This window comes from Viridibacillus sp. FSL R5-0888, from assembly GCF_038009105.1.
Lineage (GTDB): Bacteria > Bacillota > Bacilli > Bacillales_A > Planococcaceae > Viridibacillus > Viridibacillus arenosi.
Genome location: NZ_JBBPAU010000001.1, coordinates 280,992 through 294,574 on the forward strand (window position 1 = coordinate 280,992; position 13,583 = coordinate 294,574).

Here is a 13,583-nt window from a genome sequence, read left to right on the forward strand (position 1 = left end):
AAGAAACTAATGCATAAAATCCTAGGGTATTATGTATTTACAACGAAATTAGTCCGAATAGATAAGAAGAAATAGAGTCTAATAGAATGAGATGTTTTGTAAGCGTTTTACTTTGAAATCGCTCTATACCGGTGTTTTAGGGTAATAAGCAACATTCTGAATTCACAAAACTGTCATTGTAGTGTGATAATCATTTTCATTTAGGGTTGACGGAAAAAGTCGTCATGTTATAATGGAAATTGTGAGTCAATGATAATCATTTTCAATAAGAAGATCATTTACTCATAAAATGAATACATCGGGGATTACAATGAAGAAACGATACCTTTTTATAGCACTTATCTTGTTATCATTAATATCGCTTTTTGTGGGAGTGAGCCGAATCTCTCCGACAGATTTGCTAGATTTTGAATCTGAAGAAACTCAAATTTTCTTAATTAGTCGTTTACCTAGACTAGTAGCCATCATTTTAGCTGGTATGGGAATGAGTATAGCAGGTTTGATCATGCAAAGTTTAAGTAGAAATAAATTTGTTTCGCCAACAACTGCAGGTACATTAGATGCCACTAAGCTAGGCATACTAGTATCGATGTTACTGTTTGCGAATGCATCTTTGATTGAAAAAATGGCGGTTTCATTTGTATTTGCGCTAGCCGGCACGCTTTTATTTATGCAAATTTTAAATCGTATTAAATTCAAGGATGCCATTTTTATTCCACTTGTTGGTTTAATGTTCGGTAATATTTTATCGTCTATCACGACGTTTTTCGCTTATAAAGCGGATGTCATTCAAAATATATCTTCGTGGTTACAAGGTGATTTCTCTATGATTATGAAGGGTCGTTATGAACTTCTATACATAAGTGTACCTATTTTAATCATCGCTTATTTATATGCGAACCGATTTACGGTTGCAGGTATGGGTGAAGATTTCTCGAAAAATCTTGGCCTTGCTTATAAAAGAATCGTTAACTTTGGTTTAATCCTCGTGGCACTCGTTACAACAACCGTTGTGCTAACGGTTGGGATGATACCTTTCCTTGGTTTAATCATTCCGAACATTGTATCGATCTTCAAGGGAGATCATTTACAAAAAACACTTCCGCATACCGCATTATTAGGTGCAATTTTCTTATTAGCCTGCGATATTCTAGGCAGGATATTGATTTATCCATATGAGATTTCAATTAGCTTAATGGTTGGGGTAATTGGTAGTGGCGTCTTCCTATACTTGTTATTTAGGGGGAAGGCGTATGCGTAACAGTACAAAAATGATCCTATTAGCAGCATTTGCTGCAGTATTCTGTGGATTATATTTATTTCAAGGTTTAAATGGAAGTTATGACTATGCATTGCCTCGCCGAGGTATTAAAGTGCTAGCAATGGCCATAACGGGTATTGCAATTGCGTATTCAACAGTTGTTTTCCAAACAATTACGCATAACCGTATTTTAACGCCAAGTATTATGGGACTAGATTCACTTTATCTGCTATTGCAAACAGTGATTATCTTCTTCTTAGGTTCCGGGCATATAGTAGTTCTTAATACAAAAGTAAACTTCGTTATTTCATTAGTCGTCATGATTGGATTCGCACTTCTACTATACAAATTTCTTTTCCGTACAGGAAAACAACCAATTTATTTCCTACTTCTTGTAGGTATTATTCTTGGGACTTTGTTAGGTAGCATCACGACATTCATGCAAGTATTAATTGATCCGAACGAATTTATGCGCGTGCAGGATAAAATGTTTGCCAGCTTCAATAACGTAAGTGGAGACTTAGTTTGGTTTGCATTAATTATCGTACTAGTGACGATGATATACGGGTGGCGAATGGTTCGCGACTTGGATGTATTATCCCTAGGGAGAGACAATGCCATCAACTTAGGTGTTCCTTATGATAAAGTCGTCAAACGCATGCTCGTTATTTCAGCGATTTTAATTGCGTCATCTACGGCGCTAGTTGGACCGATAACTTTCTTCGGTTTAATCGTTGCAAACCTGTCTTATCAATTCTTTAAAACGTACAAGCATACAGTGTTAATCACTGGTGCCGGTCTAATGAGTTTAGTGGCGCTAATTGGTGGGCAATGGATCGTTGAGCGTGTGTTCACATTCTCAACAACATTAAGTGTTATCGTCAACTTTGTCGGTGGTATCTACTTCATCTATCTATTATTAAGGGAGAGTCGATCTGCATGATCCAAGTGAAAGAAATATCTAAACTTTTCGGCAAGAAAGTTGTAGTTGATAAGGTAAGTGTCGATATTCAACGGGGCAAAATCACGTCATTTATCGGACCAAATGGTGCAGGTAAATCTACACTTCTGTCGATGGTAAGTCGTTTACTTGATGCAGACACTGGAGATGTATTACTAGACAGCTCAGATGTAAAGAAATTAAAATCAAATGATTTTGCTAAACGGGTATCAATTTTAAAACAATCAAACTATATGAATGTGCGTTTGACGATTCGTGAGCTTGTATCTTTTGGTCGTTTCCCATATTCTCGAGGTCGCTTAAACGAGGAAGATGTAAAAATGATCGACCAAGCGATAGAGTATATGAATTTAGAAGAAATCCAATATGATTTTTTGGACGAATTATCTGGTGGCCAACGCCAACGTGCTTTTATCGCAATGGTTATCGCACAAGATACCGAATATATATTACTTGATGAACCACTTAACAACTTAGATATGAAGCACTCCGTGCAGATTATGAAAATCCTAAGAAAACTTGTGGATGATTTAGGGAAAACAGTAGTTATTGTTTTGCATGATATTAACTTTGCTTCTGTTTACTCAGATCGAATTGTTGCTTTAAAAGATGGCCGTATTGTAAAAGACGGTCCAACCAATGACATTATCAACTCAGAGTCATTAAAAGAAATTTACGATATGGATATACCTATTCAAGAAATGAATAGTTGCCGTATTTGTGTCTATTTTAATTCATAACAAAAGGAGACTTTACCCAATGAAAAACTGGAAATTACTTACGATAGTTTTTGCAATGCTTTTAGTATTAGCAGCTTGTGGCTCTAAAGACGATAAAAAAGAAGAAACTTCAGGTTCAAAAGCAGAAGAAATTACGATTACAAATGACTTCGGTATTTCAAAAGATGACGGAACTTCTGATAACGTTAAAGATGAAGTGAAAGTTAAGAAAAACGCTGAAAAAGTTGTTGTATTTGATATGGGATTCTTAGATACTCTTGACACTTTAGGTGTTAAAGTTGCTGCATTACCACAAGACTCAGTTCCAAAGTATCTTGAAAAATATAAAAGCGCTGATTATAAAAACGTTGGTTCTTTAAAAGAGCCTGATTTTGAAGCGATTGCAGCATTAAAACCAGATGTTATCTTCATCTCTGGTCGTCAAGCTAGTCTTTATGAACAACTAAAAGAAATCGCTCCAACTGTATATGTAGGATTAGACACTACAAAATACATGGAATCATTCAAAGCTAACACAGAATTAGCTGGTAAAATCTTCGATAAAGAAGATCAAGTAAAAGAAGAACTAACAAAAGTTGATGATAAAATTGCTACAATTAACGAAAAAGCATCTGCTTTAGATAAAAAAGCATTAATCATTCTAGGTTCAGAAGGTAAAATCAGTGCTTACGGTCCAGCATCTCGTTTTGGTGTAATTCATGATGTATTTGGTTTTAAAGCAGCTGATGAAGGTATTGAAGCTTCAACTCACGGACAAAACGTATCGTTTGAATACATTCTTGAAAAAAATCCGGATATTATCTTTGTAGTTGACCGCGATGCAGTAGTAACTGAAGGTGCATCTGCTAAAGACTCAATCGAAAATGCTTTAGTGAAGAAAACAAATGCTTATAAAGACGGCAAAATGTTCTACTTAAACCCAGAAGTTTGGTACCTATCAGGTGGCGGATTACAATCAGTATCATTAATGGTTGATGAAGTAGAAAAGGCACTATAATATGTTTTATCAAGCGAAACGAATAATTGTACAGGAAGGCTTTTCTAGACAAGTTGTGGAACGTTTTAGTGGCGATACACCATTAGCGAAGCAACCTGGTTTCATTGATATGAAAGTACTTGTGAAGAAAGTTAGACGTGGAGACGAGGAAGTAATGATTCTTGTTCAATGGCAAAGTGAAGAGGATTGGAAAAATTGGGAGAAGAGTCCGGAGCACATCGCTGGTCATAAAGCGAAGATCGGCAAGCCTAAACCAGAGTATATAATCGAATCAAGCCAAAACGTCTATGAAGTAAAAGCAACAAAATAAAGTATGCTCCCCTAGCTTATTATTACTGAAAATGCTCTAGCTTGATGCTAGAGCATTTTTTTATTGTTTTCGTTCATTTTGCTATTACATCGAGTAGAAAAGAGCTATAGTAGAATTAATGTTAATCGCAAGCGTGAGGAGGTATTAGTATGAAAAAGTTGTTTTATCCACTTGCGATAGTTACCACAATCGTTTATATCGTTCTCTTTTTAAATATAAAAAGTAATTGGGTATTCAATTTAGATCAGTGGGCATCAGGTTTGTTGAAGGGTAATAATTTTTTAGGTCTTTTCCATTATTTTGGTGAACCAGCTTTCGTTGTGGTCATTGCCATTATATTATTATTAGTGTTATGGATAAGGGATCACAATTACCGAGGAATGTTTTTTGCCCTTGTAACAATAGCAGCTGGTAATGTGCTTAATCAGTTATTGAAAGTGTGGGTGCAGAGACCACGTCCTGACATACCTGAGCAGCTAAAAAGTTTTAGTTTTCCATCAGGACATTCCATGACTGGGATTTTATATTTATTTACATTAGCCTATATAGCAAATGAATATCAATATTCTAAAAAGATAAAGATATTCACTTGGGTAGGAGCCGTTATGATGACGGTACTTATTGGTTTGTCCCGTATTGCTGAAAGCCGTCACTTCGCTTCAGACGTGTTAGCGGGCTGGTCGATGGGTTACACATGGTTTATCCTTGCTGTAATATGGTATGAACGAAGAAAACGAGTATTTAAAGAGTTAGCACAGGAAAAAATAGAAGAACAATAAAATACTTAGTATTACGTTATTTGAAATTAATCGAAGTAAAACAACCAGTCGTCGAGTAGGTATCGACAACTGGTTGTTTTATTTCGAAATCGGTTAAAAAATAGATGAAAGACCCTTTTTAAGGTTGGATCTATTAATCTAATAGGATAGTATCCACACATACTAACAATAGAATAATCATTCAAATGAAGTTAGTTTTGTTAGTTACCTAACCACATATCCCCTATAGAGCTTGCTCATGCAGAGTTTTACGCAAGTAAAAAGCTAATATGAAAGAGGCAAGTAGAAAACTTATAATCATACCAATTACCCCATGCCAGCCATATACTGTCCAGAATATTCCCCCTACCGTTCCGCCAACACTTGAACCTACATAGTAAAAGAATAAGTACAGTGAGGATGCCTGTGCTTTATCATGTGTAGCACGTCGACCAACCCAACTACTAGCGATAGAATGTCCACCAAAGAATCCGAATGTGAAAATAGCGATACCAGCTATCTTTAAAAGTAAGTGGTTTTCTAATGTGATAATACCACCAATAAACATAATGACTATTGCAATGACTAACATTTTATATTTTCCGAAACGATCAGAAAGGCTGCCAAACCATGTAGAGCTAAATGTACCTACAAGGTAGATGATGAATATCCAACCGACAATTGTTTGGCTTAAAGAAAATGGAGGTGCTACCAATTGAAAGCCGATATAATTATAAAGCGTGACAAAGCTCCCCATTAACAAAAAGCCTAGTCCGAATAAACTTAGTAAAGCAGGATCTTTCAAATGAAGGATCATTGAATGTAACAGTCCTTTTACATTAAGTTTCTTCGCTTCAAAGTGTTTAGAAGAAGGAAGCAAAAAGTAGAAGGCGAAACTCACAATAAAACTAATCACCCCAATTGCAATCATCCCAATCCGCCAACTGAATAAATCGGTCATCGTCCCAACGATGATTCGCCCACCCAATCCACCAATTGTATTACCACTAATATATAATCCCATTGCAATACCTAAACTTTTAGGTTCGACTTCTTCTCCTAAATAAGCCATAGCAATGGCGGGCAACCCAGCAAATACAATGCCTTGTACAATTCTTAATGTAAGTAAAATTGAATAATTAGGTGCTAAAGCAATAAATAAAGTTAAAATAGCACCTGCAAACATAGAGAATGCCATAATTTTCTTTCTGCCCCAAGCCTCTGATAATGAGCCAATGATTAGCATGCTGAACGCTAATGTTAAAGTCGTTACAGATAATGACAAACTCGCTACTGTAGGCGAAATGTGGAACACTTCTGTGAAAGTTGGGAGTAATGGTTGTGTCATGTATAAATTTGCAAATGTACTAAAGGCTCCTGCGAATAAAGCTAAATTCGCGTTTCGGAAGTTAACGGTACCGCGTTTTATATAGTCCATAAGAGGTCACTCCAAAATAGTGATATGATAAAAAATTTGTATCATGTAATAACTATTATAAGGATTTACAAATCACAATAACAAAGGATTGGATTCATTGATTGAACTCAAAAGTGTGATTCATTAAATTGTGCACGTATAAAAATGTTACCGTTATCTGAAATTTTCTTTGGCTCATTTTATTTTTATTACTTAAAGAAAGTTGCGTTGAGGAAACTTTTTGCATACAATGAAATTAACATTTTAATAGAGAAAGTAGTTGAGTATATGGATGGAAATGTCGTTTTTGCTTTAGCGTTAACGCTCTTCGCTGGTTTAGCAACAGGAGTAGGTAGTTTAATAGCATTTTTCACTTCGAGGACAAATACGAAGTTCCTATCGTTTTCTTTGGGTTTTTCTGCAGGTGTCATGATTTATGTTTCACTTATTGAGATATTTGTGAAAGCTAAAGATTCGCTCGTTGGTGAGTTAGGGGAGAAGCAAGGATACACATTCACGGTAATTGGTTTTTTTGCTGGAATGCTGTTAATAGCACTCATTGATAAAATGATCCCAAAACACGAAAATCCTCATGAAGTAAAAAAGGTTGAAGATATGCAGACGGGACCATCAAATGATGAATATGCCAAGTTAATGAAGATGGGTATATTCACCGCGCTTGCAATTGGTATTCATAACTTTCCAGAGGGAATTGCGACATTTGCATCTGCATTGCAAGATCCAAATCTCGGTATTGCGATTGCAATTGCGGTTGCTATTCATAATATTCCAGAGGGAATTGCTGTCTCTGTCCCGATTTTCTTTGCGACAGGAGATCGTAAAAAAGCATTTAAGCTTTCATTTTTATCCGGTTTAGCTGAGCCAGTTGGAGCATTTGTAGCATATTTGATTTTAATGCCATTTTTAAATGATATTGTGTTCGGAGTGCTTTTTGCTGGTGTTGCTGGTATTATGGTATTTATTTCGTTAGATGAATTATTGCCAGCTGCAAAGAAATATGACGAGGCTCATACATCGATATATGGTGTTATTGCCGGTATGGCTGTAATGGCTATTAGTTTAGTATTATTAGTTTAAAAAAACAGGTCCCATTATCATGGGGCCTGTTTTTTAGTATGTTATTTAGTTTTCAGATGCTACAGTGAATCTTTCATTCACATGTTTTGGGTTTTCTAGTTCGTCTAATACAGCGATAGCATAGTCAGCATAGCTAACGTAGCTTGCACCTTTAGTATTGACTAATAGATGGTCTATTCCTGCGATATATTGACCAGTGCGTGGACCTTCTGGATCGAAGAAAGCAGATGGACTTAAGAATGTCCAAGTGATAGATGATGCTTTCAAGTCCTCTAAGTTTTTGCCTTGGTTTTCAGCTGTTGGTAAGTAAATTGCAGGGAAATCTGGTGTAGACATCACTGTCACTGTTTTTTCTGGATCAACAAAAAGGCTACCTGCTCCACCAACTACAAATAGTTTTGTACTCGCTGCATCTTGTAGAATGTCGATAAGCTTGCGTCCAGCTTCTACGTGTAAATGTTCTTCACCTGCTGGAGCCCCGAATGCATTAACGATAACGTCAAACTTTTGTACATCTTCTGTTGTTAATGAAAAGATATCTTTCTCTATAACAGCAACATTTTCAGCCACTATTTTTGCAGCACTGCGAACGATTGCAGTTACCTCGTGCCCACGTGATACTGCTTCTTTTAAAATAAAGTTACCTGCTTTACCTGTTGCACCAATAATACCAATTTTCATAATGATTGCCTCCTTAGAATTTGTTGTAACTAATATGGTTACAAGTTGTTTGTAAAAAAAGATCGCCTCTTAGTGAAAGAGTTGATCTAATACATCTTGTAGCGTTTCTTCTGTCAATTTATCTTCCATTGCTCGCTGAACAGATTGAAATACGTTATCTAAAGTGGATTGAATTTTTTTTCCGACAGCACATTCTGGGTTAGGGTTATCGTGTATTGCAAATAACTCCTCTGGTGCCTGTACGGCTCTATATATGTCTAGTAGCGTAATGTCTTTCGGTTCTTTGACTAATTGATATCCAGCAACTCCTGCATTGGAGACTATTAAGTTTGCCTTTTTTAACTGGCTACTAATCCGACGTATAACGACGGGATTAGTGTTTACACTGCTAGCAATCCATTCAGATGTAAGTTGGTTAGAATCATTTGTTGTAGCGATTAAAGAAAGAATGTGTATAGCAACAGAAACACGACTGTTCACCATATCGGTCACCGCCTAACATGTAATCATTATAGTTACAGGGGAGGGTAATGTCAATTCATTTGATTTAGGAAAGATCATAACTATAACACATCGGTGATTATTGCAAAGAAAAAGAGCCAAGAGACATATGCTCTTGGCATTTTCCATTCCTATTATTCTTTTGTAACTTGAACACCCTTTATATCGACTGGAACGGCTTTAATATCATAAGAAGGGAAGAGGGGCTTCATTTTTGCAACGAAAGCATCTACGCGATCTTTTGAGATTAACGAGATGACAGTTGGACCGGCACCGCTAATAGCTGTACCAAAGGCACCTGCATCCTGTGCTGTTTGACGAATTTCATGATAATTAGGGATTAAATTTGCGCGGAATGGTTCATGAAATAAATCATGCTCCATGAATTTGCCTGCACGTTCATAATCTTTTATAAGTAATGAAGCAGTTAACATATTGGCATTGGCGCTTGCATGAACAGCGTATGCTTTGTCATAGTTTGACGGTAATATTTTACGTGCTTCCTCTGTTTTTAATTCAACATTTGGAATGAAAACAGCAAATGCAGCGTCAACATCTCGTGCATTAATCAATTCTAATTGACCGTTTGGCAATGTTGAAGCAATCGTTAGACCACCATGTACAGATGCGGCTGCATTGTCAGGATGCCCTTCCATTTTAGAAGCAAGTTTACAACGTTCTTCGATAGAAAGTTGTAAATCACATACTTGATTTGTGAGTTCAATACCCGCCACAATAGCAGACGCGCTACTTCCGAGTCCACGAGCAAGTGGTAGCTCACTGTGCATCACAACTTTACAAGAAGGAAGTGTAGCTTTGTACCGTTCGGCTGTTTCTTTCGCAACTTTATAGACGAGATGGTCTTCAACTTTAACATTTACAGGAAGGTGTTCTGAGCGATGCTCAAACTCCCAATGATCTTGTAGAGTTACGTCTAATGTTAAATAGAGGCCTAATGCTAGTCCAATAGAGTCGAATCCTGGTCCAAGATTAGCGGTGCTTCCTGGAACAGATATGGACCAATTTGTTGTCATAGCAATCCCTCGATGTAAGTACGGATTTCCGCTTCGTCATTTGCTAAAGAAACCATATCGACAGTAGAAGCCTTTACGGCTGTATCAGGGTCTTTTAATCCGTTTCCTGTTAATACAGCAACCACACGACTACCTTTAGGAATTGAACCGTTTTCTACGGATTGAAGTACACCAGCAATAGAAGCGGCTGATCCTGGCTCTGCAAAGACGCCTTCTTTAGAAGCGATTAGCCGGTATGCATTTAAAATTTCTTCATCTGTAACTGCAGCGATTTTACCTCCAGATTCATCACGAGCAGCTTCGGCTAGTTTCCAACTTGCTGGATTCCCTATACGAATAGCAGTAGCAACAGTTTCTGGGTGTGGTATTACTTCTCCACGGACGATTGCTGCAGCACCTTCTGCTTCGAACCCAAACATTTTTGGTAGACCTGTTTGCTTGGTGGCATTGTATTCTTTAAAGCCTTTCCAATAAGCGCTAATGTTACCTGCGTTTCCAACAGGAATTGCAAGTATATCTGGTGCACTGCCAAGATCGTCGCAAATTTCAAAAGCAGCTGTTTTTTGACCTTCTAATCTGTATGGATTAACTGAATTTACTAATGTTACTGAAGTGTTTTCACTAATGTCACGAACAATTTGAAGTGCTTCATCAAAGTTACCATCAATTTCGATGATTTTTGCACCATACATGTAAGCTTGTGCTAGTTTACCAGCAGCTACTTTACCTTTTGGAATAACGATAATAGCTTGGATGCCAGCGCGTGCTGCATATGCAGCAGCTGCAGCTGATGTATTGCCTGTTGAAGCACAAATAACAAATTTACTTCCAGCCTCAACAGCTTTTGCTACAGCCATTACCATGCCACGGTCCTTGAATGAACCTGTTGGGTTTAAACCCTCATATTTAACATAAAGATCGATTTCTAGTTCTTTTGATAATGTATTTAAATGAATGAGTGGTGTATTACCCTCATGTAAAGTAAGAGCAGGTGTATTTTCTGAGACAGGTAGATATTCTTTATAGTGATCGATAAGACCTTTCCACATAGATAACATTCTCCTTTGTGTTCATCCTGAAAAAACATTTGTTTTTCTATAAGAGACATTTTAACTCATTTTGGGTATATGTTTCAATAGGTAATTGCTAAATTTTCGGAACAATTGAATTTCTTTTGCATCTTGTCACAAAATATAAAGATGTGTATAGTTAGGGTAGTCAAATGTGTATTCAAGTGTAAAGACATATGGAGGAACAATAATGACAACGAATCAACAGGCAGGTACTAAGGTGATATCTCGTAATAAGCTTTTAGGTATTGCGGGGGTTGGATGGATGTTTGATGCATTAGATGTTGGTATTTTATCTTTTGTAATAGCAGCTTTAGCAAAAGAATGGATGCTATCACCAAGTGAAATGGGTTGGATTGGTAGTGTTAACTCAATCGGAATGGCGGTTGGTGCCTTTGTATTCGGTATATTAGCCGATCGTATTGGCCGTAAATCTGTATTTATATGGACACTTGTAATTTTCTCTATTGCTAGTGGTTTATCTGCGTTGACGACGACTCTAGCAGCATTTATGATTTTGAGATTTTTCATTGGAATGGGTCTTGGTGGTGAATTGCCGGTAGCTTCAACTCTTGTTTCTGAAAGTGTTGCATCACATGAACGTGGACGTGTTGTAGTTTTGTTAGAAAGTTTCTGGGCTGGGGGTTGGTTATTAGCAGCACTTATTTCATATTTTGTTATACCAAACTACGGCTGGCGAATTGCTTTATTATTAACGGCTCTTCCAGCAGTTTATGCGATATACTTGCGGTTACACTTACCTGATTCGCCTCAGTTTACAGCCAAAAAAGATGTTGTACGTAATATCGGTCAAAATATTAAAGATGTTTGGTCGAAAGAATATGCTCGTCGTACATTAATGCTTTGGATTGTTTGGTTTACAGTTGTTTTTTCTTATTATGGCATGTTTTTGTGGTTGCCTAGTGTTATGGTTATGAAGGGTTTTAGTTTAATAGCAAGTTTTAAATATGTGCTGATAATGACGCTAGCACAATTACCAGGTTATTTTACAGCAGCTTGGCTAATTGAAAGAGCAGGCAGAAAATTTGTTTTAGCTACCTATTTGCTAGGAACTGCTGTCAGTGCACTTGTTTTTGGTAATGCGGAAACAATTGGTCTTTTACTTGTAGCTGGAATGTTCTTATCATTCTTTAATCTAGGAGCTTGGGGTGCTTTGTATGCTTATACGCCTGAGCAGTATCCAACAATTATTCGTGGTACAGGTGCTGGTATGGCTGCCTCTGTTGGACGATTAGGCGGAATATTTGGACCGTTACTTGTAGGTTCACTTGTAGCAAAAGGATATGAATTGAATTTGATCTTCGGTATCTTCTGTATCTCGATAATAGTAGGTGTAGTTGCAATTATTGCACTAGGTACAGAGACAAAACAAACAGAATTAGAGTAGGAATATATAAGAGGGAATATCCTTTTATAGGCCTTTATGATACTAATAACGATCTTCTCTCAATAATTATTGAGAGAAGATCGTTTTATTTTGTAGGCAATAACAAGAAAGAAAATTATAGAGATTTCAAAAGAAGTTTATATCGCTGCGGATAGTACGAAATTTGAAAAAGATGTCATGAGTGGAATAGCTCCACTTGAGCAAATTGATTACATTATTACGGATTCAAAATTAGATAAGCGTGTTGTGAGTCAGTTCGATGATACAAATGTTCAAGTAATTCAGGCCAAAGATTAAACTTCTTGTTAAGTGAATTTTCTTTCAATTTGAAACTAATAGTAGATTCCTAACGTATTAGAGTTATACATAGAGGGAGTGAGAGCTATGGATGGAACAGAATTTTACGTATCAATTGAACCACAGGATGTATTAAAACGTATTAAAACAAATATTGTGGAGGGCAGTTTTTCTGGAAAGCTTATTGATCAATATGAACGTATTGTAGGGGATCAACAAGTAATAGTTTGTATACTTGAAAAGTATTATATGCGTACTAGTAATCGTGCAAGCTTAACAGTAACAGTTGACAATTTAGAGGGTAAAACGAAAATTCATGCAATCGCTTCTGGTGGTGGAGAAGGTGCCTTTTTCCGTTTTGATTGGGGAGTGGGTAATACCTTTGTTAATAGCGTAGTGAAGGCATTAGAAGAGTTCATTATTAAATAGTAAAAAGCTAGGGGGATGTTAGATGAAATACCCAGCGAAACATCAAAGGGTTTTGATTATTGGATCTAGTGGGGCAGGGAAATCAACATTGTCACGAACATTAAGTGAATTGTGGGAATTGCCTCTCGTTCATTTAGATGCTATTTATTGGAAAACTGGTTGGCAGAAATCTAATAAAGAAGACTTTATAGAAAGACTTCATTTAGAACTTGAAAAGCCTGCTTGGATTATTGATGGGAATTTCGATTCTACACTAGAAATGCGAGCCAAATATGCGGATCTTATTATTTTTCTCGATTTTTCTAATAAGCTTTGCACTTATCGAGTATTAAAGCGTACTATGCAATATCGCGGGAGGACAAGGCCTGATATGGGGGAGGGGTGCCCTGAAAAGGTTGATGCAGAGTTTTTACGATGGATTTGGCGGTTCCCTGTTGATGCTAGACCAGGGGTTATGAATACTATGATCCAAACTAATGTAAACAGTATTATATTTTCTTCTCCTTCCCAGCTAAAAAAATGGTTGAGAAATTGTAAAATAGGGCAAAGTAGTCTCAAATGAGGCTGCTTTTTTATTTTTATGAGTGCAAACACCGGAATCATTAATTTATTTACGACTTG

General features: G+C 36.8%; 16 protein-coding genes. 11 read left to right on the forward strand and 5 right to left on the reverse strand.

What is annotated here, in order from left to right; genetic code table 11:
• The first annotated feature begins 310 nt into the window (after positions 1 to 310).
• From MKY02_RS01435 to MKY02_RS01460, 6 genes are all read left to right on the forward strand, one after another.
• Positions 311 to 1,261: an ABC transporter permease gene (locus tag MKY02_RS01435; protein WP_038186205.1), complete on the forward strand. Its 951-nt coding sequence runs from the start codon at positions 311 to 313 to the stop codon at positions 1,259 to 1,261.
• On the forward strand, positions 1,254 to 2,204 hold the full coding sequence (locus MKY02_RS01440; RefSeq protein ID WP_038186201.1) for an iron chelate uptake ABC transporter family permease subunit: 951 nt from the start codon (positions 1,254 to 1,256) through the stop codon (positions 2,202 to 2,204). The genes MKY02_RS01435 and MKY02_RS01440 overlap by 8 nt, the downstream gene beginning before the upstream one ends.
• Positions 2,201 to 2,962, forward strand: a complete 762-nt coding sequence (locus MKY02_RS01445; protein WP_038186197.1) for an iron ABC transporter ATP-binding protein — start codon at positions 2,201 to 2,203, stop codon at positions 2,960 to 2,962. Before MKY02_RS01440 ends, MKY02_RS01445 begins: the two co-directional genes overlap by 4 nt.
• A gap of 19 nt (positions 2,963 to 2,981) precedes the next feature.
• Positions 2,982 to 3,959 carry a siderophore ABC transporter substrate-binding protein gene (locus MKY02_RS01450; RefSeq protein WP_038186195.1) on the forward strand — a complete coding sequence of 326 codons (978 nt, stop codon included), beginning with the start codon at positions 2,982 to 2,984 and terminating at the stop codon, positions 3,957 to 3,959.
• A 1-nt stretch (position 3,960) separates the two neighbouring features.
• Positions 3,961 to 4,269, forward strand: coding sequence for an antibiotic biosynthesis monooxygenase family protein (locus MKY02_RS01455; RefSeq protein WP_340710510.1), 309 nt, complete (start codon positions 3,961 to 3,963; stop codon positions 4,267 to 4,269).
• A gap of 149 nt (positions 4,270 to 4,418) precedes the next feature.
• The gene (locus tag MKY02_RS01460; protein ID WP_038186189.1) at positions 4,419 to 5,048 is read left to right on the forward strand and encodes a phosphatase PAP2 family protein; all 630 of its coding nucleotides are present in this window, start codon (positions 4,419 to 4,421) and stop codon (positions 5,046 to 5,048) included.
• A 223-nt stretch (positions 5,049 to 5,271) separates the two neighbouring features.
• On the opposite strand, the gene MKY02_RS01465 is transcribed toward MKY02_RS01460, so the two are convergent.
• The gene (locus tag MKY02_RS01465; protein WP_038186179.1) at positions 5,272 to 6,465 is read right to left on the reverse strand and encodes an MFS transporter; all 1,194 of its coding nucleotides are present in this window, start codon (positions 6,463 to 6,465) and stop codon (positions 5,272 to 5,274) included.
• Positions 6,466 to 6,732: 267 nt separating this feature from the next.
• Between MKY02_RS01465 and zupT the strand changes: the two genes are divergently transcribed.
• Positions 6,733 to 7,542 (forward strand): zinc transporter ZupT, encoded by an 810-nt coding sequence (gene zupT / locus MKY02_RS01470; protein ID WP_038186596.1) that lies wholly within the window; start codon positions 6,733 to 6,735, stop codon positions 7,540 to 7,542.
• A gap of 45 nt (positions 7,543 to 7,587) precedes the next feature.
• Here the strand turns inward: zupT and MKY02_RS01475 are convergent, their stop codons facing one another.
• From MKY02_RS01475 to thrC, 4 genes are all read right to left on the reverse strand, one after another.
• The gene (locus tag MKY02_RS01475) at positions 7,588 to 8,223 is read right to left on the reverse strand and encodes an NAD(P)-dependent oxidoreductase (RefSeq protein WP_038186176.1); all 636 of its coding nucleotides are present in this window, start codon (positions 8,221 to 8,223) and stop codon (positions 7,588 to 7,590) included.
• A 69-nt stretch (positions 8,224 to 8,292) separates the two neighbouring features.
• Positions 8,293 to 8,706 (reverse strand): Rrf2 family transcriptional regulator, encoded by a 414-nt coding sequence (locus MKY02_RS01480; RefSeq protein WP_038186173.1) that lies wholly within the window; start codon positions 8,704 to 8,706, stop codon positions 8,293 to 8,295.
• Between the two features lie 152 nt (positions 8,707 to 8,858).
• Positions 8,859 to 9,758: a homoserine kinase gene (thrB, locus tag MKY02_RS01485; RefSeq protein WP_038186171.1), complete on the reverse strand. Its 900-nt coding sequence runs from the start codon at positions 9,756 to 9,758 to the stop codon at positions 8,859 to 8,861.
• On the reverse strand, positions 9,755 to 10,807 hold the full coding sequence (thrC, locus tag MKY02_RS01490) for a threonine synthase (protein WP_038186169.1): 1,053 nt from the start codon (positions 10,805 to 10,807) through the stop codon (positions 9,755 to 9,757). The genes thrB and thrC overlap by 4 nt, the downstream gene beginning before the upstream one ends.
• Before the next feature lie 211 nt (positions 10,808 to 11,018).
• Between thrC and MKY02_RS01495 the strand changes: the two genes are divergently transcribed.
• The 4 genes from MKY02_RS01495 to MKY02_RS01510 all read left to right on the forward strand — a co-directional run bounded on the left by MKY02_RS01495 (position 11,019) and on the right by MKY02_RS01510 (position 13,524).
• Positions 11,019 to 12,236 (forward strand): MFS transporter, encoded by a 1,218-nt coding sequence (locus MKY02_RS01495; RefSeq protein ID WP_038186167.1) that lies wholly within the window; start codon positions 11,019 to 11,021, stop codon positions 12,234 to 12,236.
• A gap of 141 nt (positions 12,237 to 12,377) precedes the next feature.
• Positions 12,378 to 12,533: a hypothetical protein gene (locus MKY02_RS01500; RefSeq protein WP_445329618.1), complete on the forward strand. Its 156-nt coding sequence runs from the start codon at positions 12,378 to 12,380 to the stop codon at positions 12,531 to 12,533.
• Positions 12,534 to 12,620: 87 nt separating this feature from the next.
• The gene (locus tag MKY02_RS01505) at positions 12,621 to 12,962 is read left to right on the forward strand and encodes a DUF6054 family protein (RefSeq protein ID WP_038186157.1); all 342 of its coding nucleotides are present in this window, start codon (positions 12,621 to 12,623) and stop codon (positions 12,960 to 12,962) included.
• Positions 12,963 to 12,984: 22 nt separating this feature from the next.
• The gene (locus MKY02_RS01510; protein WP_038186142.1) at positions 12,985 to 13,524 is read left to right on the forward strand and encodes an adenylate kinase; all 540 of its coding nucleotides are present in this window, start codon (positions 12,985 to 12,987) and stop codon (positions 13,522 to 13,524) included.
• Positions 13,525 to 13,583: the final 59 nt, after the last annotated feature.